This window comes from Amycolatopsis sp. NBC_00438, assembly GCF_036026695.1.
Classification (GTDB): Bacteria; Actinomycetota; Actinomycetes; order Mycobacteriales; family Pseudonocardiaceae; genus Amycolatopsis.
The window spans coordinates 9,159,784-9,182,437 of the sequence record NZ_CP107923.1; the positions used below are offsets into that span (position 1 = coordinate 9,159,784).

Below are 22,654 nucleotides of genomic sequence, written 5' to 3' on the forward strand. Positions count from 1 at the left end.
AGAAACGGGAGGCGAAATGCCCGTCCGCGACGCCGTCCTCGAAGACATCGAGGAGATCTGCGCGCTCATCGAGGAGCACGCCGTCTACGAGGACAAGCACGACCTCAAGCTGGACCGCGCCGAGATGGGCGGTCACCTTTTCGGGCCGGAGCCGAAGGCCTGGGTGCTGATCACGACCCCGCCCGGCGAGCCCGGCACGGTCGCCGGCTTCGCGTTCTGCAGCTGGAACTTCTCCACCTGGGAGGCCAAGCCGGGGATCTGGCTGGACGACCTGTTCGTGCGTCCCGCGCACCGGCGTCACGGCCTCGGCGGCGAGCTGCTCGGCGAGCTGGCCCGCCGCACCGGCGGCCGCGTCGAGTGGGACATGCAGGCGGGCAACGAGAAAGGCGAGGCGTTCTACGCCCAGCTCGGCGCGGAACCGGTCCCCGGCTGGATCCGCTACCGCTGGCGGCCGTGAAGCGCACGGGGAAAGTACCCGGCCCGTATCGTATGCGGCATGGGAGATGGTTCGGTCCGGAGATCCTCGTCGGTCGAGGACTACGTCCGGGTGATCTACGGCCTGGTCGAGCGCGGTGAGCCGGTCACCAACACCTCGCTCGCCGGACGGCTGGAGGTCAGCCCGTCCTCGGCGTCGGGGATGGTCACGAAGCTGTCCCAGCTCGGCCTGGTCACCCACGTGCCCTACCGCGGCATCGAGCTCACGGCCGACGGCCGGCTGCTCGCGCGGTCGGTGCTGCGCCGGCACCGGCTGATCGAGACGTACCTGGTCTCCGAGCTCGGCTACACCTGGGACGAGGTCCACGCGGAGGCGGACGCGCTGGAGCACGCGGTGTCGGACCGGCTGGTCGAGCGCATCGCGGCCAAGCTCGGCAACCCGGTCCGCGACCCCCACGGCGACCCGATCCCGGCCGCGGACGGCAGCGTCGAGGAACTGTCGGTCCGCATCCTGGACGACCTGGAGCCGGGCGCGGTCGGCGAGATCGTCCGGGTCTGGGACACCGACCCGGAGCTGCTGAGGTACCTGACGGAACACGCCATCAACCTGGGCGAACGCATCGAGGTCGTGGAGCGCCAGCCGTTCGGGGGGCCGATGGTGGTCAAGGTCGGGTCACCGCCGGAGGTGGCGACCCACGCGATCGGCAAGGAGATCGCGCAGGCCCTGTCGGTCACGCTGCGCTAGCCACCGATGGTGAGGCTGAAGCCGTCACGCTCGGTCTCCTCGGCGCTCTTCCACAGGGTGCCGCGGTTGGTGTTGCCGAGGTGCACGCCGTAGCGCTCGGCGCTCGGCACGTCGGTGAACGTGAAGGTGAAGGTGCGCACCCACATGCCTTCGACGATCTTCGTTTCTTCGCCGGGGGTGCGGCGCAGCTGGGTGGTGGCCACGACCTGCCCGGTCTCGTCCACAAGCGTGACTTGCGAGCCACTGCTCAGGTCCCCGTAACCGTCAGCTGCGGCTTTGGTGCACTTCATGTCGCACAGCAGGGACAGTGTGCCGTTGACGGACGAGGGGCCTGAGGTGGTGAAGACGATGATCAGGATGGTGGCGACCACGGCGACGACCGCGGCACCCGCGACGATGAAGAGGGGCTTGCGGCTGCGGTGCGCGGGCGGCAAAGCCGTGTCGGGCTGCGAGACGGGCTCCGGGGTCGGCGGTTGGCGGGTGTTCGGGTCGACGGTCATTTGTCCGCCTCGCTCTCTGTGCCGGGATTGTGCAGAGAGACGCATTGATCACCGCGGGTGTTACGGGCGGTGATCGAGCTGTGATGACGTCGGGGCGCGTACGTCCGGGTGACGTCCTGGAGCGGATGTGGTGACCCCGCCGCGCCGCCGACCATGGGCGGCATGACCTCTCCGTTCCGCTTCGGCATCGTCGCCGGTTACGCGCCTGACCTCGGCACCTGGACCGCTCAGGCGCGGCGGGCCGAGGAGCTCGGCTTCGACACCCTCCTGGCCACCGATCCGGTCTCCGGGGGTGACCCCTTCGTGCTGCTCGGGGCGGCCGCCGCGGTTACCGAACGGATCACCCTCGGCACCTTCGTGCTCGCCGATCCGTTCCGGGACGCGCGGGCGCTCGAGTGGCAGGCGCGGACGCTGTAACAGCAGACCGAGGGCCGGTTCGAGCTCGGGCTCGGCGCCGGGCGGCCGAACGCCGACGCGCTCGCCGCGAGCCTCGGGCGGGAGTTCGGCTCGCCGGGTGAGCGCGTCACACGGATGGCGGACACCGTCACGCACCTCAAACGATCGATCGAGCGGCCGCGGCTGCTGCTCGCCGCCAGCGGGCCGAAAATGCTGGCGCTCGCCGCGCAAGAAGCGGACATCGTGACCTTCTCCTGGCATCCCACGACCACCGAGGACCAGGCGCAGTCCATTGTGGATCGATTCCGTACGCTCGCCGGGCCGCGGCTGCCGGAGATCGAGCTCGGGCTGAACCTGATCGCCGTCGGGGACGAGCCGTCGCCGCGGGTGGCCCGCTTCGCCGGGGCCGATCTGCCGGAGCTGGTGGCGGCCGGCGCGGTCACCGTGCTGCCGTCGGATCCGGGCCGTGCCGGGGAAAACCTCCTCCGGTGGCGGGAGCGGTGGGGGATTTCCTACGTCACCGTCAACTCCGGCTACTCGGCACCGTTCGCCGCGATCGCGGACCACGTCAGGACTTCCGGGGCGTTCGCAGGTGGGTGAGTGGTCTTCCGATCTCGCCGAAGCAGGCCTACGCTCCAATTTTCGTATTCGGGAGTGCTTCGGAGCGATGTGATGACCGGTCAGCGAACACACACGATGGACCGGGGGGACCAGGCCGAACTCGACCGGCTGCTGGCCCACGGGCCCTTCGCCGTGGCACTGCGAGCGGCGATCCGGGTTCGTGGCCTCGGCCTCGACCGGATCCGCTATCGCTTGCGCGGCAGGGGAACCACGGTCAGCTTGGCCACCCTCAGCCACTGGCAATCCGGACGGTGCCGGCCGGAACGGGCAGAATCGTTGGAGGCGTTGAGAAACCTCGAGGACATCTTGAACGTGCCCGGCGGTTCGCTCAGCAAGCTGCTCGGACCGCCGCGGGTGCGCACGCGCTTCCACCCGCAGCCGCCACCGCTCAACTGAGCGGTACCAAGGGAAAGCCGCTCAAGTGAGCGGCTCGCGTAGGCTCGCGGGCATGCGAGCTGTGGTCATGGAGGAGTTCGGCGTTCCGCCCGTGGTCAGGGAGGTGCCGGAACCGGTTGCGCCGCCGGGCGGGGCCGTCATCGAGGTCGACGCCACCGGCGTGTGCCGCAGTGACTGGCACACGTGGCAGGGGCATGACAGCGCGGTGACACTGCCGCACGTCGCCGGCCACGAGCTCGCCGGCCGCGTCGTCGCGCTCGGCGAAGGCGTGCGCGGCTGGGCGCTCGGCGCGCGCGTCACCGTGCCGTTCGTCTGCGCCTGCGGCACGTGCGCCCAGTGCGCGCGCGGCGACCAGCAGATCTGCGACCGCGAGTTCCAGCCGGGCGCGACGCACTGGGGGTCCTTCGCCGAGCGCGTCGCGATCGGGCACGCCGAGGTCAACCTGGTCGCGCTGCCCGACACGCTCGGCGCGGCCGAGGCGGCGGCGCTGGGCTGCCGGTTCGGCACGGCGTTCCGCGGGGTGCTGCGGCAGGGCCGGGTCACCGCCGGGCAGTGGGTGTCGGTGTACGGCTGCGGCGGCGTCGGGATCTCCGCCGTGCTGCTCGCCGTCGCGGCCGGCGCGAAGGTCGTCGCGGTCGACGTCTCGCCGGCCGCGCTGGAGCTCGCGGCGAAGTCGGGGGCGGCGCTGACGCTCGACGCGTCGGCGTTCGACGGCCCGGAAGCCGTCGCCGCGCACGTGCGCGAGCTGACCGAAGGCGGCACGCACGTCTCGCTCGACTGCCTCGGCTCGCCGTCGACCTGCGCGGCGTCGGTGGGCAGCCTCCGCAAGCGCGGACGGCACGTCCAGGCCGGGCTGATGCCGCCGGCGCAGGGCGTCGCGCCGATCCCGATGCACCGGGTCATCGGCGGCGAGCTGGAGCTGGTCGGGATCCACGGCCTCCAGGCCCACGAGTATCCGGAGCTGCTGCGCGTCGTCGAGACGTCGGGCATCGACCTGGCCGCGCTGATCGGCCGGCGGATCGGGCTCGACGACGTCCCGGCCGCGCTGGCCGCGATGACCGACCCGGTGCCGGCCCGGGCCGGCGTCACCGTGGTCACGTTCGGTGAGTGATCCACGGCATCGTGTTCAAGTGATCCGTTCGTAGCTGATCCACGCTGGCATGTGACAAACAGGTGTGGGAATGTCCAAGCCATGGCGGTCCAACGCGAGGGGACCCGGCCGCAGGAGCGCCCGATGGGACGTCTCCTGCGGCTGTTCGGGTCCGCCGGTGTGACGTTCCGCGGTCACCGGGTGGTCCCAGGGCACGTTGCCGGAAGTCGGCGACGGGAGCCGCTGGCAGAATCGAAGTAGTGGACGCTCTTCTGCCGAGACCCCGCGCCGAGCTCGCGCCCGGTGCGGTGCACCTGCCCGACTGGCTCGACTTCGACGCCCAGCGCGACCTCGTCGCCGCGTGCCGCGGCTGGCCCGGTTACCGCAACACCACGTACCCCAACGGCGGCGTGATGTCGGTCAAGACCGTCTGCCTCGGCTGGCACTGGTACCCGTACGGCTACTCGCGCACGACCGACGACGGCCGGCCGGTGCTGCCGTTCCCGGACTGGCTCGGCGACCTCGGCCGCCGCGCGCTGGCGGACGCGTACGGCGAACCGGCCGACGGCTACGAGCCCGACACCGCGTTGGTCAACTTCTACGCCGCGAAGACGAAAATGGGGCAGCACCAGGACAAGGACGAGCAGAGCGCGGCCCCGGTGGTGTCGCTCAGCCTCGGCGACACGTGCGTTTTCCGCTTCGGCAACACGGAGTCGCGCAACAGGCCGTACACCGACGTCGAACTGCACTCGGGCGACTTGTTCGTCTTCGGCGGGGCGTCCCGGTTCGCCTACCACGGCGTCCCGCGGACGTTGCCGGGCACGGCGGACCCGGCGCTCGGCCTGACCGGCCGGCTGAACATCACGCTGCGGGTGTCCGGCCTCTAGTCTTCGGTGAACTCCTTCTCCGGGACCATGACGAGCCGGACGGCCATCGCGCGGGAGCCTTCGGGGTGCTCGCCCGGCGCGGTGACGTACTTCCAGATCAGGTTCTGGTACTCCTCGACGAACGAGGCGATCTGGTCCTTCGTCAGGCGCAGCCCGGAGCGGTGGATCTGGTTCCAGCCCTCGGCACTGTCGTACCCGGCGTACGCCCGCGTGAGCAGGCCGATGTCGTGGCTCATCTTGAGCGCGCCGAGCTTCGACGCGGCTTCGCGCTCGTCGGGCGTCATCTCCAGGCCGGGCGGGGTGTAGAGGTCCTTCGACAGCGCTTTCCACCAGCGCTCACGGCCGGTGGAGCGCTCCTCGATCTCCGCGATCAGCCGGAGGTCGGCGAGCTTGCGGAGGTGGTAGCTGGTCGTCCCGGTGCTTTCGCCGAGGGCCTTCGCGACGCTCGTCGAGTTCGCTTCGCCGTGTTCGCCCAGGTAGGACAGGATGTCGCGGCGCACGGGGTTGGCCAGGGCCTTGTAGAAGGCCTTGAGATCCGCGCCGGTGAGGACCCGCCGTTCGGGACGTTCGACCATGCCCCAGAGCGTACTACAGAGACTGTTTGCAAAGAATCTCTGCATTCGGCTACCTTGGGTTCCAGAGGCACGGGAACTTCGGGGGTTTCGATGCGGAAGGTCTTCTGGGCGGCGGGATTGTGCCTGCTGCCGTGGATCGCGGTACTGGGGATGACCCTGCCGGACGTCTATCCGGCGCAGCACTGGAGCCTGGCGTGGACGGGCTTCGACGCCGCGGAGGCGCTCGGCCTGCTCACGACGGCCTGGCTGCTCGGCCGGGGCGATCCGCGGGTGCCGTTCGCCGCGATCGGCACGGCCACGCTCCTGCTGACCGACGCGTGGTTCGACGTCGTGACGGCCGGCGACGACGTCGTGTTCTCCCTGCTCATGGCCGGGTTGGAGGTGCCGCTGGCGTTGGCGTGCCTGTCGGTGGCAGTGCCGCGCCCGGCGGTCCCGGCGCATGTCTGAGCTGAGCCCGCGGCTGCGCGACGAGATCGACGACCAGGTCGCGGAGGCCTTCGACGCCTACCTGGCGGAGTCGGGACTGCTGCGGAAGCGGCGGCGGGCCTGGCCGGTGCTGGTCGCGATGGCACTGGGGGTCATCGCGACCGGCCTGGCCCCGGGCGCGGCCTGGGCGATCTGGCTCGCGGTCACGGTCACGGCCTCGGTGGTCTGCCGCGGCTTGTCGTGAGTGTTCAGGGCGGTTCTAACCGCCCTAAACACTCACGAGGGCTGGAAGCGGAGAGTCTGACCCGGGCGCAGCTGGGCGGCGACGTCCAGGTCCTCCTCGTCGACGACGGCGATCACCGGGTAGCCGCCCGTCGTCGGGTGGTCGGCGTGGAACAGGATCGGCTGCCCCGACGGCGGCACCTGCAGCGATCCCGGCACGCACGGCTCCGACGGCAGCTCGTCTTCGCGGGCGCGGGAAAGCGGAGGGCCGGTCAGGCGGATGCCGACGCGGTCGGAGTCCGGCGAGACTGTGTACACAGTGGACAGAAGACGCGCCGGGTCGGTGAACCAGTCGCGACGCGGTCCCGGCGTCACCCGCAGCACCGGGGACACCGGAAAGGGCGCCCGGGGCGCGAGATCGACACCAGGGAACTCGAGCGCGTCGTCGCCGACCGGCAGCAGCGTGCCCGCCGCGATCGCGGGCGGCCCGAGCTTGCCCAGCGTGTCCGTGGATCGTGAGCCGAGCACCGGCGGGACGTCGATGCCGCCGCGCACCGCGACGTAACAGCGCAGGCCGGCCGAGGCCATCCCGAGGGACAGTTCCGCACCCGCGTGCAGCGTGATCGGCGCGTTGAGGCCGAAAGCGCGGCCGCCCGCTGTGACGGGGCAGTCCGCGCCGGTCACCGCGACCGTCGTCACCGCGGACGCGCGCAGCACCAGGCCGCCGAGCGTGACCTCCAGGGCCGCGGCGCCGGGCGGGTTCCCGACGAGCCGGTTGGCCAGGAGGAACGAGCCGCGGTCGGCGGCGCCGGACCGGCCGACGCCGAGCGCCGCGTGGCCGGGCCGGCCGAGGTCCTGCACCGTTGTGGCGAAGCCGGGCCGGCGGATCTCGAGCTTCACGAAACCTCCCGGAACCGGACGCGCGTGCCCGGCGGCAGCAGGTTCGGCGGGTCGCGTTCGACGTCCCACACGGGCGCCTCGGTGCGCCCGATCAGCCGCCAGCCGCCCGGCGACGCGCTCGGGTACACCGCGCTGTACTCACCCGCGATCGCCACTGAGCCGGCCGGGATGCGCGTGCGCGGCGACGACCGGCGGGACACGTGCAGCACCGGGTCCGCGCCGGACAGGTAGGCGAACCCGGGCGCGAACCCGCAGAACGCCGAGACATACGACCCCGCGCGGTGCCGGGCCACGACCTCCTCGACCGACAATCCGGTCTCGGCCGCGACCTCCGTCAGGTCTTCGCCGTCGTACACCACCGGGATCACCACTTCGCGCGTGTCGGCAACCTGACTGTCCACAGGGGACACTCGACCCAGCAGGGCGCCCAGCCGGTCCGAGGAGGTCACCGCCGGGTCGAAACGGACCAGCAGCGTGCGCGCCGCCGGAACGAGTTCCACCACCCCGTCCGGCGGCGCCTGCGCCAGCGCGGCCTGATAGCCCAGTACGTCGTCGACTTCCACGAGCACCGCACGGCGTCCGCACGGCAGCAGCCGGACGGTCATCCGGTGAACGCGGTGAGCGTGACACCCGCGTCGGTCAGGCCGTCGCGGATCCGCCGGGCCAGCTCCACCGCGCCCGGCGTGTCCCCGTGCACGCACAGGGAATCCGGGCGCAGGTCGAGCTTCCCGCCGCCGGCCGTGACGACCCCGCCGCCGGTCGCCATCGCGACCGCGCGCTCGGCGACGGCGTCGGGTTCGTGCAGCACGGCGCCGGGCTGCTTGCGCGACACCAGCCGTCCTTCCGCGGTGTAGGCCCGGTCGGCGAACGCCTCGGCGTACGCCACCACCCCGGCTTTTTCCGCCTCCCGCTGCATTTCCGAGTCCGGCAGGCAGAGCAGCGCGAGCGCCGGGTCGTACCGGCGCAGGCCCTCGACGATCGCCGCGGCCTGCTCCGGATCGGCCGCCGCGGTGTTGTACAACGCGCCGTGCGGCTTTACGTACGTCACGCGGCTGCCGGCCGCGCGGGCGAACGCGTCGAGCGCGCCGATCTGGTAGAGCACCTCGTTCGCCAGGTCTTCCGGGGCGATGTCGAGCGCGCGCCGGCCGAACCCGGCCAGGTCGTGGTAGCCGACGTGCGCGCCGATCGCGACGTCGCGATCGGCCGCCAGCTCGCACACGTGCCGCATCACCGACGGGTCGCCGGCGTGGAAGCCGCAGGCGACGTTCGCGCTGGTGACGATGTCGAGCACGGCTTCGTCGTCACCCATCTTCCAGGCGCCGAAACCCTCGCCGAGGTCGCTGTTCAGGTCCATTTCAGCCCACCCGGTATTCGCTGTCGTGGCGGTCGGTGATGAACATGTACCCCGGCGCGTGGGTGATCGCGTACGGCGGCCGCGACGCCATCAGCGCCGCCTGCGGGGTGACCCCGCAGGCCCAGAACACCGGGACGTCACCGTCGGCCGCGTCCACCGGATCACCGAAGTCCGGCCGCGAAAGATCTTCGATGCCCAGGGTACGCGGATCCCCGATGTGCACCGGCGCGCCGTGGACGGCCGGCATCGCGCGGGTGATCCGGATGGCGTCGTCGACGCGGTCCTCGGGGAGGTACCGCATCGAGACGACCATCGGGCCGAAGAGCCGCCCGGCCGGCTCGCACTGCCGGTTCGTCAGGTACATCGAGACGTTGCGGCCCTGCTCGACGTGCCGCAGCGGGACGCCCTCGGCGGCCAGCGCCGTCTCGAACGTGAAGCTGCAGCCGATCGAGAAGGCGACCATGTCGCTGCGCCACAGCCCGGTCGCGTCGGAGACCTCGCCGGCGAGCACGCCGTTCTGCCAGATCCGGTAACGCGGCAGGTCGGTGCGCAGGTCCGCGCCGTCGGCCAGGCGGGTGGCCGGGTCGCCGGGGTCGGTGACGTCGAGCAGCGGGCACGCCTGCGGGTTGCGGGTGCAGAACAGCAGGACGTCGTAAGCCCAGTCCTCGGGCACGGCGATCAGGTTCGTCTGGGTGAAGCCGCCGGCCCAGCCCGTGGTGGGGCGGGCCGTGCCACGCCGGAACGCTTCGCGCGCTTGCTCCGGCGTGAAGGTGGCCGGTTGGTCGAAGGTCGTCATGAGTTCCCCCTTGGGAGACTTCCGGGTCCGGGGGCGGGCCCCCGGGCGGGGTGTGGGGGTCGCACCCCCACAAGATTCAGTCAACGAGTTCGATCCCTCGGGTTTCGGGCAAGCCGAGCAGGGCCAGGGCGGCGATGGCGTAGCCGATCGCGCCGAACACGATCGCGCCGCCCGCGCCGAGGAAGCCGACGACGGTCGGGAAGATCGCGCCGACCGCGCGCCCGAAGTTGTACGTGAAGCCCTGGCCGGTGCCGCGCAGCGTCGTCGGGTACAGCTCGGCGAGGTACGCGCCGAAGCCGCTGAAGATCGCGGACATCGAGAAGCCGAGCGGGAAGCCGAGCACCAGGACGAGACCGTTGGCGCCCTTGGGGATCTGGGTGTACGCGACGATCAACCCGGCCGACAGGATCGCGAACGTCAGGAAGGTCTTCTTGCGCCCCATCAGGTCCGTGAGGTAGCCGCCGCAGACGTACCCGACGAAAGCGCCGGTGATCAGGAACGCGAGGTAGCCGCCGGTGCCGATCACGGTCAGCTCGCGCGTCTTCTTCAGGTACGACGGCAGCCACGTCGAGATCGTGTAGTACCCGCCCTGGACGCCGGTCGCGAGCAGCGCGGCGAAGAACGTCGTGCGCAGCAGGTCGCGGTGGAAGATCTTGACCAGCGTGCCCTTGACGCGCTCGCCCTTGAGACGCTCTTCCGCGCGCGGCGCGTCCTTGACGCTCTTGCGGACCCAGAGCACGAGCAGTGCCGGGATGACGCCGGTCCAGAACATGATGCGCCAGGCCAGGTCGGGGCTCGCGAGGCTGAACACGACGGTGTAGACGATCACCGACAGGCCCCAGCCGACCGCCCACGCACTCTGCACGAACGCCACGGTCCGGCCGCGGTAGCGCGCCGAGGAGTACTCCGCGACCAGCGCCGCGCCGGCCGCCCATTCGCCGCCGAAGCCCAGGCCCTGCAGGGCGCGGAAGATCAGCAGCGTCTCGAAGTTGGGCGCGAACCCGCAGAGCACGGTGAACACCGTGTACATCGCGATGGTGATCTGGAGCGTGCGGACACGGCCGATGCGGTCGGCCAGCATGCCGGCGCCGATCCCGCCGACGGCCGACACGACCAGCGTCGTCGTGCCGAGCAGACCGGCTTCGCCGCTCGAAATGCCGAAGTACGCGGTGATCGCGGCGAGTCCGAGGGGCAGGGTCTGGTAGTCGAACGAGTCCAGGCCGTACCCGCCGAACGCGCCGGCGAAGGCGAGCCGGCCGCGTTTCCCCAGTGTGCGGAACCAGTCGAACGGCCGGGCCTCGGTTGCTGTGGCAGTCATGTCGGGCACCTCCAGGCCAGTGTCTCATCGTGGCGTGACTCACACAGTAAGGATTGTTCAACAATTCCACAAGACTGCAATTGGATCGTCCTCAGTGTGACGGGTACCATCGTCCCCGTGGTCATCGAAGACAGCGTGGTCCCGGACCTGCCCGGCCTGGAGGCCGATCGCGGCCTGGTCAGCCGCAAGAGCACGGCCGAGCGGGTGGCCGGCGTCCTCCGCAAGCGCATCGCGGAGGGCTTCTTCCTGCCCGGTGGGCGGCTGTCGGAGCAGGACATCGGCAACGCGCTCGGCGTCTCGCGCAACACGCTGCGGGAGGCGTTCCGGCTGCTCACGCACGAGCGGCTGCTCGCCCACGAGCTCAACCGCGGGGTGTTCGTGCGGATCCCGAGCATCGAGGACGTCGTCGACATCTACCGCGTGCGCAAGATCATCGAGTGCGCCGCGGTCCGGGGCGTGACGGCGAAGCCGGCGTCGTTCCCGCGGATCAAGGAGAAGGTCGACATCGGCGACGAGGCCGCCCGCAACGGGAACTGGAAGGACCTCGGCACCGCGAACGTCTGGTTCCACCAGGAGCTGGCCGCGCTGTCGGGCAGCGAGCGCGTCAACGAGCTGGTCAGCAGGCTCATCGCCGAGCTGCGGCTGGTCTTCCACATCATGGCCGAGCCACGCCGCTTCCACGAGCGCTACCTGCCGCGCAACCACGAGATCCTGGACCGCGTCGAGGCGGGCGACGGCGCGGGCGCGGAGCAGCTGCTGATGAAGTACCTGGAGGACGCGGAGGAGCAGCTGGTCGAGGCGTACGCCGACCGCGCGGCCGCGGCCCGGGCGGCGATCGCCGTCGAGTAGTGCGTCTTCGGGCACGCTTGCGGTCCGGACGGGCCGAGCCCGGCTTTTCCGGGCCGCGGACTGGATAACCTCAGCGCGGTTTCGCCGCCGGAACCCCCAGCGGCCGGCGAGACCCGGCTGCCGGGGCGTGTGACTACCCCCAGGGTCACCCCCGGCAGCTCCGAAACGCCGTGAAGGCCTCCTTGAGGGACTTAGAGTCCCTCAAGGAGGCCTTCACGGACTTGCCGGAACTCAGCCGGCGTAGCGGGCGAAGATCCTCGTGAAGTCCCATGCCTGCTGGGAAACGCCCGAACACGTGTCGTCGTTCGGGTAGGCGCCCGGGCAGGGGCGGTCGCGGTTCGCGGACCAGAACGTCAACCGGGCCAGGTGGTGCGTGTTCGCGTAGGCCAGGATGGTGGTGAAGTCGGCCAGGGTGACCGTCTCGCTGTTGTCCGTGATGCCGTTCATCGACGAGATGCCCATGTGCCGGTAGGCCGTGTCGTCGTCGTAGCCGTAAGCCGACTTGACGACGTTCTTGAGGCCTTCCGCCGCGCGCTGGGTGAGCGTGCCCATGTTCTGACCGGCGCCGCCGAAGTCGAACGGCATGATGACCCAGCCGTCGACCGTGAGACCGGACTGCGCCGCGCGGTTGACCAGGCTGTTGTCCGGCCCCGACTGCCCGGTGCCGAACGTGACGTACAGCTTGATGCCCGCGTTGTTCGCCCGGATCGTCTTCAGCGCGTCGACCGTGCGCTGCTGCACCGTCGGGTTGCTGTAGGCGTCGGCCTCGATGTCGATGTCGATCGCCTTGAGGCCGTAGGCGCTGATCACCTTCTGGTACGCCGCCGCCAGCTCACCCGCGCTGCCGCACGACGACTCCAGCTTGTTGCCGGAGTAGCCGCCGAACGACGGGATGACGTCGCCGCCGCCCGCGCGCACGGTGGTGATGGTGTTCTGGTCGACGCCGCCGGTCAGCGCGCGCCCGTCGTCCCACTGCGGGTTGCAGTAGCCGTTGGACAGCACGAACGCCAGCGTGAACCACTTGACGCCGGTGGCGTTCTGGATCGTCGCCGGGCTCGGCGGGTTGCCCCAGCCGTTGTAGAGGTACGGCGCGACGGCCATCACGCCCGGCCCGGACGGCGGCGGGGTCGTGCCGCCGCTCGGCAGCGTCCACTGCTGGTTGGCGCTGGTGGCGCACGTCCAAATCTGCAGCCGCGTCCCGTTCGCGGACGAGTTCCCGGTCGCGTCGAGGCACTTGCCCGACCCGGTGTTGACGAGGTTCTTCGCCGCGTTGGCCGTCCACTTCTGGGCGGTGGAGCCGTTGCAGTCCCAGAGCTGGATGGTGGTGCCGTTGGCCGTCCCGGCGCTGGTGACGTCGAGGCACTTGCCCAGCGCCTGCAGGGATCCGTCGGACCCGACCGTCCATTGTTGAGCTCCGCTGCCGTTGCAGTCGTAGAGCTGGATGGCCGTACCGTTCGCGGTGCTCGCCGCGTTGACGTCGACGCACTTGCCGGCGATGCCGGTGATCGGCCCGGTCGCCGCCTGCGCGACGCCCGGGGCGAGCACCAGTGCCGATGCCGCCGCTATGAGGGCGCCGAATGCTGCTGCTCTTCGGGGGTTCCGGGTGGCGGAGCCCCCGGCCCGGGGCGGAGTCCCGGTTGTCACTGCCAGTTTCTTCATGCGGGCACGTTCCACTTCTGGTTGGCGGCGCCCGTGCAGGTCCAGATCTGCAGGCGGGTGCCGTTCGCACTCGAATTGCCGGTCGCGTCGACGCACTTGTTCGACGCCGCGCCGACGAGGTCCTTGGCCGCCGTCGCCGCCCAGCTCTGGTTGGCCGTCCCGCCGCAGTCCCACAGCTGCAGCTGCGCACCGTCCGCTGTGGACTGTCCGGTCACGTCGAGGCACTTGCCCAGCGCGCGGAGCGTGCCGTCGGTGCCGACCGTCCACTGCTGCGCGGCCGAGCCGTTGCAGTCGTAGAGCTGCACGGCCGCGCCGTTCGCGCTGCTGCCGCTCGCGACGTCCAGGCACTTGCCGCCGAGGCCGGTGATCGCGCCGGTCTTGCCGCCGCCACCGCCGCCGGTGCCCTGGTTGCCGGCCCAGGTGAACGTCGCCGACGTGTGGCCGGGCAGGTTGTAGGTGAACGACGAGTTGCCCCAGTTCACCCGGACGCTCTGGGTGCCGGTGCTGGTGTTGTACGCGATCAGCGCCTTCGAGCCGTCCGGGTTCTTCCAGGCGACGTTGCGGACGGTCGAGTTGTCGTTCGAGTCGATCCGGACCGCGCCGGGCTTCACGAACTTCGTCAGGTGACCCATCGTGTAGTACTCGACGGTGTAGTCGACCTGGCCGTTGCGGCCGTCTCCGTTGTGGACGGTCACGAGGCCGGTGCAGGTGTCACAGCCACCGTTGTGCGGGTTGTGCGCCTGGTCCATCGCCAGGCTCCACTTGGTGACCGTGCGGCTCCAGTTGCGCGTGTAGTCGACGATGTTCGTCATGTCCTCGGCCTGCTGGTTCGACACCCAGGTGCCGCCCGAGTGCTCGGTCGAGTACGCGTTCACGCTCGGGTACTGGTTGTGCACGGTCGTCTGCTGCGAGACATTGCCGCCGTAACCGTGCCACGCCATGCCGCCGAAGTTCGGGTGGCTGCGGATCGCCGCGTCGTCCATGGTGGGCGCCGCGAAGGACTGGTACTGGTCCCAGTTCCAGTCGAGGGCGAGGACCTTTGTGGACAGACCGGCGTTCTGCAGCGCCGGCAGCAGGTTGTTCTTGGTGAAGTACGCCAGGCCCGCGCCGTTCCAGTTGGTCGACGGGTAACTCGCGCAGCACGTCGGCTCGTTCTGCACCGACAGGTAGTTGATCGGCACACCGGCGGCCTGGTAGGCCTGGGCGTACTTCACGAAGTACTGCGCGTAGGCCGGGTAGAACTGCGACTCGACCCAGCCGAGCAGGTAACTGTCGTTGTCCTTCATCCACGGCGGCGCGCTCCACGGCGACGCCATGACCTTGATCTGCGGGTTGAGCTGCAGCGCCTGCTTGGTCAGCGGCAGGACGTCGGTCTGGTCGTGCGCGATGGAGAACTTCGTCAGGTTCGGGTCGGTCTGCCCGGCGGGCACGTCGTCGAACGTGTAGCTGTAGCGCGCGATGTCCGACGCGCCGATCGGGTTGCGCAGGAAGCTGATGCCGATGCCCGCGTTGGGGTCGAACAGCTTCTGCATCACCGAGTTGCGCGTGCCGGCGCTGAGCAGGTTGCTCGAGTTGAGCAGCCACGCGGCGGAGTCGGTGAACGACGCGCCGGCGCCCTCGAACTGCTGGTACGTAGTGTTTTCGTTGACGTTGATGGTCTGGCCGCCGGTCCCGGTCCCCGCGGTGAAACTGGTCGGCGTCTGCTGCTGCAGGCCGCGGGTGACGTTGACGCCCTTGGCGTCGTCGGTCGTGGTGAGCCAGACGTTCACGGTCTCGCCCGCGGCCTGCGCGGGCACGGCGAAGGTGGCGGCGGCGAGGGCCGTCACACCCAACAATGCGGCGAGAGAGCGTTTTCTCATGGGAGCGTCCACTTCTGGTTCGCGCCGGACCCGCAGGTCCAGATCTGGAGCCGGGTACCGTTGGCGGAGCTGTTGCCGGTCGCGTCGAGACACTTGCCGGAGCCCGCGTTGACGAGGTTCTGCGTGCCGTTCGCCGTCCACTTCTGGGCGTTCGAACCGTTGCAGTCCCACAACTGGACGGTGGTGCCGTTCGCCGTACCCGCGCTGGTGACGTCGAGGCACTTGCCGAGCGCGCGGACCGTGCCGTCGGAACCGACTGTCCACTGTTGCGCGGTCGTACCGTTGCAGTCGTAGAGCTGGACCGCGGTGCCGTTGGTGTTGCTCGCCGCGTTGACGTCGACGCATTTGCCGCCGAGGCCGGTGATTTGCCCGCTGCCGGCGGGCGGCGGGGTGGTGGTGCCACCGGCGAACTGCGTCGCGACCTGCTCGCCGAGACTGGTGGCGTTGTTGTGGTTCTCGATCGGGTTGACGTGTGTGTTCGGGAACACGATGTACGTCACGGGACCTTCGGTGCCGCCGTTGGACGGGTCGGGGTTGATGCCGAGGTTGACGGCGGTGGCGTAGGAGGCCTCACCGATGATGCCGGTCGGCCCGGTGTCGCCGACCACGGCGTAGGTGACCTGGTTGTTGTAGATCACCGCCACGACCGAACCACCGTCGATGCCGTAGTTGCGGTAGTCCCATGTGGACGTCGGCTGCGGCAGCACGATGTAGGGCAGTTGCGCCGCGTTCAGCGGCTGGTCGGTCGACGTGTGGAACGCCGTGTCCGGGTAGAAGCAGCAGTCGGTCTGCTCGTTGCACTGCGTGGTACGGACGCCGTCGCAGTCGATGTCCATGTCGGCCTTGAAGAACACCGCGCCGTTGGCCTGGCAGACGGGCACGGTGGCCGCGCCGCCTTCGTCGAAGGAGTACTTGCCGTTCGAAATCTGCTGGCAGGACGTCGTTTTCGCGAGCAGCTGGCTCGCGGACGGGCCGGCCTCGACCGCCGCTTGCGCGGAGGTGGACATCAGGAAAGAAAGCGCTAACAGGGCACACCCCATTAGCGCGACGAGGAATCGCCGCACTTGGATTCTCCTGTGGGGTAAGGGGTCGTGAGTGTTTAGGGCGGTTAGAACCGCCCTAAACACTCACGAGGGGGAGCAGATCAGGGCGTGGTCCACTTCTGGTTCGCGCCGCCGCCGCAGGTCCAGATCTGCAGGCGGGTGCCGTTCGCACTCGAATTGCCGGTGGCGTCGAGGCACTTGTTCGCGTTGGGGTTCACGATGTCCTTGGCCCCGCTGATCGCCCATTTCTGGGCGGCGGTGCCGTTGCAGTCGTAGAGTTGCACCGCTGTCCCGTCGGCGGTGCCGGCGGCGTTGACGTCCATGCACTTGCCGAGCGCGCGGATCGTGCCGTCGGTGCCGATGGTCCAGTTCTGCGCGGCGTTGTTGTTGCAGTCGGTGATCTGGATCGGCGTGAGGTTGGCGGTGCTGGCGCCCGCGACGTCGACGCACTTGCCGCCGATACCGGTGATCCGCCCGGTGCGCCCGGACGGCGGGGTGGTGCCGCCGGTGTCGTTGGTGACGTGGACGTAGTCGACGACCAGCTGCTGCGGGAACGTCGTGCTGCTGTTGGGGTCGCCCGGCCAGTACCCGCCGACGGCGAGGTTGAGGATGATGAAGAAGTTGTGGTCGTAGACCCAGCGGTTTCCGTTCAGGTCGGACGGCGTGCGCGTCTGGTAGAGGTTCCCGTCGACGTACCACTTGATCTGGTTGGGCGACCAGTCGACGGCGTAGGTGTGGAAGTCGTCGGAGAAGTTGGGGCCGTTGTAGGCGGCGCCGATGCCGCCGGAGCCGGAGTAGCCGGGGCCGTGGATGGTGCCGTGGACGGTGTTCGGCTCGAAGCCGACGTTCTCCATGACGTCGATCTCGCCGTCGGTCGGCCAGTTGCCGCCGCCGAGCATCCAGAACGCCGGCCACATGCCCTGCCCGCGCGGCAGCTTCATGCGCGTCTCGAAGTGGCCGTAGGCCTGGCTGAACTTGCCGGAGGTGTTCATCCGCGCGGAGGTGTACTCGCAGCGGCCGTACCAGCAGTTGTAGTTGCCGGGGTTTTCCTTCTTGGCCGTGATCACGAGGTGGCCCTGGCCGTCGAGCTGGGCGTTGTTCGTGCCGGATGTGTAGTACTGGCGCTCGTGGTTGTTGACGTTGTCGCCGGTTTCGAGCTGCCACTTGGAGCCGTCGACGGCGGACCCGGCGGGGCCGTTGAAGTCGTCGGTGAAGGTGGCCGCGGCTTCGGCGGCGGGTGCGGTCAGTGCTTGCTGCCCGAGGACGAGCAGTGAGCCGACGGCCAGTACGGCCGCTGCTCTGCGCAACTTGCGGAATTTCGAGGTGGACATCTTTGTCGCCTCTCTCACCGTGGGGACCGGCGTTCCGCGCGCAGCACGGAACGCGGGGAGGGGAGGGTGGCCGTGCATGCCGGGGCGGCGGCAGGCGTGACCGGGCATCGCGGTGCCGTCCGCGGTCCGGGGCGGGTGGGTCGCGGGCGACGAAGGGTTCTACAGGGCTTTGTTGTGCCTGGCAACAAAGTATGCATGGTCCAGACAAGTCGGGCAACAGTCGGACCGTCATTTTTTTTCAACCCGAATTAAGGGTGGGTGGCTGACGGGCGCGGTCGGCCCGAGGTGCTGCTGACCTGCGGGAGCCCGGTTCCCGCTCAGCGGGGCACGCCCGTTGTGCACAGGCTGGCCACGTTGTGGACAAGCGGGCTGCCGGGGCGGGCTTTGCCGGAGGTTTGTCGGGTGGGGTCGATACGCTGGAGCGGGGATGGACCCCCGGGGAGGGCGGGCCCCGCTCTGGGGCCGCGAGGGCTCGACACACTGCCGACAAGCTGCCGCGAAGGGACGACACGCCGGCGGGAGTGGCCAACACGGTGCCCGGCGCACCGGGGGTGTCGGGTGTGCCCGGCGCGGCCGACACGCCGACGAGAGTGGCCAATACGCTGGCGGGAGTGGCCAACGCGGCGCCCGGCGCGGCCAACACGCCGGCGGGAGTGGTCAATACGGCGCCCGGAGTGGCCAACACGGTGCCCGGCGCGGCCGGCACTCCGGGGGTGTCTGGTGTGCCCGGCGTGCCGGCCGCGCCGGTGAGCGTGTTGGCCGCTGCGGGCGGTGTGTTGGCCGCGCCGGTGAGGGTGAGGGTGAGAGCGGGAGCCCGGGTCAGGCCGCGTCGGAGTTGGGGGCTGCCGGTTTTGCGATCCGGGACGTCGCTCCCTGCTCCAGCAGGTCCGCCACCGGTAACGTCGCCGCTCCCGTGGCCACCGCGTCCAGGCCCAGCGACCCCAGCTGGATCGACGTCTGGCTGAACGGGTGCCGTAGCGCGTGCTCGCCCGCGGCCTCGCGGATCCTGGGCAGGAGCTGCTCGCCCAGGGCCAGGCCCGCCCAGCCGCCGATCACGATGCGTTCCGGGTTGAACAAGTTGATCAGGTTCGCGATGCCCGCGCCCAGGTAACCGGCCGTGTCGTCCAGGACGCGAGCCGCCGTTTTGGACTTCGGGGCCGCCTCCAGCAACGCCGAGAACTGGGCCTGCTCGTCCGCGCCCGGGACGTCCTTGCCGCGTGCCTTGCGATACCGCGTCAGCACGCCCTCCGCGCCGATGTAGGCCTCCAGGCAGCCGTGGGAGCCGCAGCGGCATTGCGCGCCGCCGTACGCGATCGTCGTGTGGCCCCACTCGCCCGCGCTGCTCGTCGAGCCGCGGTACGTCGAGCCGTCCGCTACCACCGCAGCGCCGACACCCGAGCCGATCAGCGCTATCACCGCGTGCTTCGCGCCGCGGCCGGCGCCGAACCACATCTCCGCCTGGCCCTGGGTCTTCGCGCCGTTGTCGACGAACAGTGGCAGGGTCACCCCCGCGTCACGCAGCAGCGACGTCAGCGGGACGGCGTCCCAGCCGACCGTCGGCGCGTGCACCAGGACCCGCTCGCCCTGCTCGACCGTGCCCGGCACGCCGATGCCGACACCGAGCACCGCCGATTCCTCGATGCCGGCGCTGGCGAACACCTCCCGCAGCCCCGACGTCACCTGCTCGACCGCCGTCGCCGGGTCGGGCGCCGCCGGGAGCGGGTGGTCGACCGTCGCGAGGCGGTTCATCGCCAGGTCGAACAGTTCGATCTTGACGCCGGTCTCGCCGATGTCGACGCCGACGACGTGGCCGTACGCCGGGTCGACGCGCAGCAGCACGCGCGGCCGGCCGCCGTCGGATTCCACCTGGCCCGCTTCGGTGATGAGCCGTTCCTCGCCCAGTTCGGCGGTCACGTTGCTGACCGTGGCGGCACTCAGTCCGGTCAGCTGGCTCAGCTCGTGCCGCGACAGCGGGCCGTCGAAGTAGAGTTTCGACAGCAGCAGGGAACGGTTGTGTCGCCGCAGATCGCGGACGGTGGTGCGCTTGCTCGCCATGGGCAACCCATCTGAACTCTTACCGGCTACTGACAGGATGCCTGATCACCCTAAGTTGTGGCCATGTATTAACTGGTGAACTAAGTCCCGAACTGATGGTCGCACCGCAGGTATCTGGCACAATCCCCACCGTGACCCAGGTAGTGCGCCAGACGACGCGGGACCTCCGGCGGCACAACCGCGCGGCACTGCTCTCCACCCTCTACCTCCACGGCCCGGTCAGCAGACTGGAACTGGTAGCTGAATCGGGACTTTCGGCCGCCACCGTTACGAACGTCGTGGCCGAACTGATCGCGGACGGCGTCGTCGCCGAAGCCGGATCGGTCGAATCGGACGGCGGACGCCCGCGGACGCTGCTGGCCGTGCGCCCCGATTTCGGCCACGTCGTGGGCGTCGACGTCGGCGAGACGCACGTCGAGGTCGGCCTGTTCGACTGCGCGCTCGGGACGCTCGGCACCGTGCGCCACCCCCTCGTCGGCACCCGGCTCGACCCGGGTCAGGTGGCCGCGCTGGTGCACACCGGCATCGCCGAGGTCCTCGAGAACGCCGACGCGAACGCGGTCTTCGGCGTCGGCATCGGCGTGCCCGGGGCGGTCCGCGACGGCGGGATCGTCCACGCGCCGACCCTCGGCTGGCGCGGTGTGGCCTTCGCCGACCTGATCCGCCCGCACGTCGTCGCGCCCCTTCACTTGGACAACCGCGCCCGCACACTGGGCCAGGCCGAGAGCTGGCTGGGGGCCGGCCGGGGCGCGGACCGGGCCATCGTCGCCCTGCTCGGCGTGGGGGTCGGGGCCGCGGTCGCGACGGCCGGGCCGTCCCACCCGGGCATCACGACCAGCGAGTGGGGGCACACCGTCGTCAAGGCAGGGGGCGCGGCCTGCCGGTGCGGGTCGCACGGCTGCCTGGAGGCCTACGTCGGCACCGAGGCGGTCGTCCGGCGGTACGCCGACCGGGTCGGCAAGGATCCCGTCATCGGGGACGAAAGCGACGCCGAACTGGCCCACATCGTGGCGGAAGCGCAGGTCGCCGGGCCGGCCGCGGAGGTGCTGGCCGAGACCGGCGAGTACCTCGGGATCGGCATCGCGAACCTCATCAACCTGCTCAGCCCCGACCGGGTGGTGCTTTCCGGCTCCGCAGGGGCGATCATGGGTCCGGCGATCCTGCCCGCCGTGCGTGACGCGGTCGGCCGGCACGCGCTCGACTACCTCGCCGGGCGCACCGAAGTCGTCCTCGGCCGGCTCGGGCCGGAGGCCGTCGCGCTCGGCGCGGCCACCCTGCCGGTCGCGCAGCTGCTCGCCGCGGGCGGCCGGACCGGCTGAAACCCCTTGTGTCGCAAGGGGTAAACCGCCGGTCGGCCCAAGGTCGCGAGTTCTTTCAGTACTTAAACTTAGGCACAAAACGTTACCGCCGTGTTATTGACGTGACCCGAGTCACCCGGGTTGACTCGTGGCGTCGTTCGGTCGCCGGCGGTCGGGGCTCGCTACCAGTCGACACGGAGTAGTAGTCGTCGATGACCAGGAGGAACCGATGCGAGTCAAGCGCTCCATCGTCGCAGCGCTAGTGGCACTAATGGCCCTGGGGGGCTTGACCGCGTGCGGGGGAGGTAGCTCGAGCGCAGGTCAGGGCAACCCCAACGCCGTGCTCAACGTGGGCATGCCGAACGGCCCGCAGTCGGAGAACAACAACCCGTTCCTCGAGACGTCGGCCGCGGCCAACCTCGGGTACCGGTGGACGATCTACGAACCCCTGGTGATGCTCAACCGCGTCAAGCCGCAGGAGCCCGGCAAGCCGTGGCTGGCCGCCAAGTGGGACTGGTCGGACAACTACAAGAAGCTGGTCCTGACCATTCGGGACAACGTGAAGTTCTCCGACGGCCAGCCGATGACCGCCGAGGACGTGGCCTACACGTTCGGCCTGCTGAAGGACAACAAGGCGCTGAACATCGACGCCGTCCCGTACAAGGACATCACCCCGGCCGGCAACCAGGTCACGCTGGGCTTCGACAGCTCCCAGTTCGTCAACCAGGTGAAGATCCTGCAGACGATCGTGGTGCCGAAGCACATTTGGCAGGGCATCAAGGACCCGGCGCTCGACACGATCAAGAACCCGGTCGGCACCGGCCCGTACACGCTCAAGTCGTTCACCCCGCAGACGGTGATCGTCAGCCAGCGGGACGGTTACTGGCAGGAAGCGCCGAAGGTCAAGGAGATCCGCTACACCTCCTACACCGACAACAACGCGCAGGTCTCGGCGCTGGCCAGCGGTGCGGCCGAGTGGAGCTTCGTCTTCATCCCGAACTACAAGGCCGTCTACACGAACAAGGACCCCGAGCACTACAAGCTCTGGTTCCCCGCGCAGCTGGCCGTCCACGGTCTGTGGTTCAACACCGAGAAGGCCCCCTGGAACAGCGCGCCGCTGCGTCAGGCGATCAGCAAGGTGATCAACCGCGACGACATCTTCAACCAGGGCGAGGCCGGCTACTTCTACCCGAAGAACGACCAGGTCACCGGCATTCCGACGCCGGCGGGCGACCCGTTCATCGCGCCGCAGTACCAGGGCCAGACCGTCAAGGTCGACGTCGCGGCGGCCAAGGCGCAGCTCACCGGCGCCGGCTTCACGTTCAACGGCGACAAGCTGCAGGACCCGTCCGGCAAGCCGGTCACCCTCAAGCTCACGGTCCCGTCGGGCTGGTCGGACTACATCACCGACCTGGAGATCATCAAGGACAACCTGTCGCAGATCGGCATCACCGCGACGGTCGACAAGATGAACCAGGACGCGTGGACGAAGTCGGTCGACACCGGTGACTTCGAGGGCCTGATGCACTGGACCAACGACGGTGCGACGCCGTACGACATGTACCGCGACGTCATGGACGGCAACCGCTACAAGCCGACCGGCCAGGGCAACATCAACGGCAACTACGGCCGCTTCAAGAACGACGAGGCGACCAGGGCGCTCGAGACCTACGCCAACGCCGAGGACGACGCCTCCCGCACCGCCGCCATGGCGACGCTGCAGAAGATCATGATCGACCAGCAGCCGATGATCCCGACCTCGGCCGCGAACTCCGGTGGCGAGTACAGCACGAAGAACTGGACGGGCTGGCCCGAGGAGGCGAACCCGTACGCCCCCGCGCAGCCCACCCTGCGCAACGCGCTGGACATCATCCTGCACCTGAAGCCCGCGGCCTGATC

The 22,654-nt window shown here is 69.9% G+C and carries 24 protein-coding genes; 12 read left to right on the top strand and 12 right to left on the bottom strand.

Going from position 1 to position 22,654, the window contains the following annotated elements; genetic code table 11:
• Positions 1 to 16: 16 nt before the first annotated feature.
• Together OG494_RS42190 and OG494_RS42195 are read left to right on the top strand one after the other, a co-directional pair.
• Positions 17 to 457, top strand: a complete 441-nt coding sequence (locus OG494_RS42190) for a GNAT family N-acetyltransferase (RefSeq protein ID WP_328448462.1) — start codon at positions 17 to 19, stop codon at positions 455 to 457.
• A gap of 39 nt (positions 458 to 496) precedes the next feature.
• Positions 497 to 1,180: a metal-dependent transcriptional regulator gene (locus tag OG494_RS42195; RefSeq protein WP_247058286.1), complete on the top strand. Its 684-nt coding sequence runs from the start codon at positions 497 to 499 to the stop codon at positions 1,178 to 1,180.
• Here the strand turns inward: OG494_RS42195 and OG494_RS42200 are convergent.
• Complete coding sequence (locus OG494_RS42200; protein WP_328448465.1) at positions 1,177 to 1,680, bottom strand: hypothetical protein; 504 nt, start codon at positions 1,678 to 1,680, stop codon at positions 1,177 to 1,179. The two genes, OG494_RS42195 and OG494_RS42200, sit on opposite strands and share 4 nt — an antisense overlap.
• Positions 1,681 to 1,842: 162 nt before the next feature.
• Here OG494_RS42200 and OG494_RS42205 point away from each other — a divergent pair, with 162 nt between their 5' ends.
• From OG494_RS42205 to OG494_RS42225, 5 genes are all read left to right on the top strand, one after another.
• Entirely contained in the window at positions 1,843 to 2,097 is a 255-nt protein-coding gene (locus OG494_RS42205) for an LLM class flavin-dependent oxidoreductase (RefSeq protein WP_328448467.1), read from the top strand.
• 114 nt (positions 2,098 to 2,211) lie between these two features.
• Positions 2,212 to 2,676: a hypothetical protein gene (locus OG494_RS42210; protein WP_328448468.1), complete on the top strand. Its 465-nt coding sequence runs from the start codon at positions 2,212 to 2,214 to the stop codon at positions 2,674 to 2,676.
• Between the two features lie 72 nt (positions 2,677 to 2,748).
• Positions 2,749 to 3,093, top strand: coding sequence for a transcriptional regulator (locus OG494_RS42215; RefSeq protein WP_328448470.1), 345 nt, complete (start codon positions 2,749 to 2,751; stop codon positions 3,091 to 3,093).
• A 52-nt stretch (positions 3,094 to 3,145) separates the two neighbouring features.
• Complete coding sequence (locus tag OG494_RS42220; RefSeq protein ID WP_328448472.1) at positions 3,146 to 4,204, top strand: zinc-binding dehydrogenase; 1,059 nt, start codon at positions 3,146 to 3,148, stop codon at positions 4,202 to 4,204.
• A 239-nt stretch (positions 4,205 to 4,443) separates the two neighbouring features.
• On the top strand, positions 4,444 to 5,070 hold the full coding sequence (locus OG494_RS42225) for an alpha-ketoglutarate-dependent dioxygenase AlkB family protein (protein ID WP_328448474.1): 627 nt from the start codon (positions 4,444 to 4,446) through the stop codon (positions 5,068 to 5,070).
• Here OG494_RS42225 and OG494_RS42230 read toward each other — a convergent pair.
• Positions 5,067 to 5,645: a helix-turn-helix domain-containing protein gene (locus tag OG494_RS42230; RefSeq protein WP_328448476.1), complete on the bottom strand. Its 579-nt coding sequence runs from the start codon at positions 5,643 to 5,645 to the stop codon at positions 5,067 to 5,069. The genes OG494_RS42225 and OG494_RS42230 overlap by 4 nt on opposite strands.
• A gap of 90 nt (positions 5,646 to 5,735) precedes the next feature.
• On the opposite strand from OG494_RS42230, the gene OG494_RS42235 reads away from it, so the two are divergent.
• The gene (locus OG494_RS42235) at positions 5,736 to 6,092 is read left to right on the top strand and encodes a hypothetical protein (protein WP_328448478.1); all 357 of its coding nucleotides are present in this window, start codon (positions 5,736 to 5,738) and stop codon (positions 6,090 to 6,092) included.
• On the top strand, positions 6,085 to 6,315 hold the full coding sequence (locus OG494_RS42240) for a hypothetical protein (RefSeq protein ID WP_328448480.1): 231 nt from the start codon (positions 6,085 to 6,087) through the stop codon (positions 6,313 to 6,315). The genes OG494_RS42235 and OG494_RS42240 overlap by 8 nt, the downstream gene beginning before the upstream one ends.
• 32 nt (positions 6,316 to 6,347) lie before the next feature.
• On the opposite strand, the gene OG494_RS42245 is transcribed toward OG494_RS42240, so the two are convergent.
• From OG494_RS42245 to OG494_RS42265, 5 genes are all read right to left on the bottom strand, one after another.
• On the bottom strand, positions 6,348 to 7,193 hold the full coding sequence (locus tag OG494_RS42245; protein WP_328448482.1) for a biotin-dependent carboxyltransferase family protein: 846 nt from the start codon (positions 7,191 to 7,193) through the stop codon (positions 6,348 to 6,350).
• A complete protein-coding gene (locus tag OG494_RS42250; RefSeq protein ID WP_328448484.1) occupies positions 7,190 to 7,798 on the bottom strand; it encodes a 5-oxoprolinase subunit B family protein in 609 nt (202 codons plus the stop codon). The genes OG494_RS42245 and OG494_RS42250 overlap by 4 nt, the downstream gene beginning before the upstream one ends.
• A complete protein-coding gene (locus OG494_RS42255; RefSeq protein ID WP_328448486.1) occupies positions 7,795 to 8,547 on the bottom strand; it encodes a LamB/YcsF family protein in 753 nt (250 codons plus the stop codon). Before OG494_RS42255 ends, OG494_RS42250 begins: the two co-directional genes overlap by 4 nt.
• 1 nt (position 8,548) lies before the next feature.
• Positions 8,549 to 9,343: a putative hydro-lyase gene (locus OG494_RS42260; RefSeq protein WP_328448488.1), complete on the bottom strand. Its 795-nt coding sequence runs from the start codon at positions 9,341 to 9,343 to the stop codon at positions 8,549 to 8,551.
• A gap of 76 nt (positions 9,344 to 9,419) precedes the next feature.
• Positions 9,420 to 10,661, bottom strand: a complete 1,242-nt coding sequence (locus OG494_RS42265) for an MFS transporter (protein WP_328448490.1) — start codon at positions 10,659 to 10,661, stop codon at positions 9,420 to 9,422.
• Positions 10,662 to 10,778: 117 nt separating this feature from the next.
• On the opposite strand from OG494_RS42265, the gene OG494_RS42270 reads away from it, so the two are divergent.
• The gene (locus OG494_RS42270; RefSeq protein ID WP_328448492.1) at positions 10,779 to 11,510 is read left to right on the top strand and encodes a GntR family transcriptional regulator; all 732 of its coding nucleotides are present in this window, start codon (positions 10,779 to 10,781) and stop codon (positions 11,508 to 11,510) included.
• Positions 11,511 to 11,741: 231 nt separating this feature from the next.
• On the opposite strand, the gene OG494_RS42275 is transcribed toward OG494_RS42270, so the two are convergent.
• From OG494_RS42275 to OG494_RS42295, 5 genes are all read right to left on the bottom strand, one after another.
• Positions 11,742 to 13,169 carry a ricin-type beta-trefoil lectin domain protein gene (locus OG494_RS42275; RefSeq protein WP_328448494.1) on the bottom strand — a complete coding sequence of 476 codons (1,428 nt, stop codon included), beginning with the start codon at positions 13,167 to 13,169 and terminating at the stop codon, positions 11,742 to 11,744.
• Complete coding sequence (locus tag OG494_RS42280; RefSeq protein WP_328448495.1) at positions 13,166 to 15,028, bottom strand: ricin-type beta-trefoil lectin domain protein; 1,863 nt, start codon at positions 15,026 to 15,028, stop codon at positions 13,166 to 13,168. Before OG494_RS42280 ends, OG494_RS42275 begins: the two co-directional genes overlap by 4 nt.
• Entirely contained in the window at positions 15,025 to 16,035 is a 1,011-nt protein-coding gene (locus OG494_RS42285) for an RICIN domain-containing protein (RefSeq protein WP_328448497.1), read from the bottom strand. The genes OG494_RS42280 and OG494_RS42285 overlap by 4 nt, the downstream gene beginning before the upstream one ends.
• 137 nt (positions 16,036 to 16,172) lie before the next feature.
• Complete coding sequence (locus OG494_RS42290; RefSeq protein WP_328448499.1) at positions 16,173 to 17,402, bottom strand: family 16 glycosylhydrolase; 1,230 nt, start codon at positions 17,400 to 17,402, stop codon at positions 16,173 to 16,175.
• Between the two features lie 819 nt (positions 17,403 to 18,221).
• The gene (locus OG494_RS42295; RefSeq protein WP_328448501.1) at positions 18,222 to 19,457 is read right to left on the bottom strand and encodes an ROK family transcriptional regulator; all 1,236 of its coding nucleotides are present in this window, start codon (positions 19,455 to 19,457) and stop codon (positions 18,222 to 18,224) included.
• A gap of 131 nt (positions 19,458 to 19,588) precedes the next feature.
• Here OG494_RS42295 and OG494_RS42300 point away from each other — a divergent pair, with 131 nt between their 5' ends.
• On the top strand, positions 19,589 to 20,776 hold the full coding sequence (locus OG494_RS42300) for an ROK family transcriptional regulator (RefSeq protein WP_328448503.1): 1,188 nt from the start codon (positions 19,589 to 19,591) through the stop codon (positions 20,774 to 20,776).
• A gap of 319 nt (positions 20,777 to 21,095) precedes the next feature.
• A complete protein-coding gene (locus tag OG494_RS42305; RefSeq protein WP_328448504.1) occupies positions 21,096 to 22,652 on the top strand; it encodes an ABC transporter substrate-binding protein in 1,557 nt (518 codons plus the stop codon).
• Positions 22,653 to 22,654 lie beyond the last annotated feature (2 nt).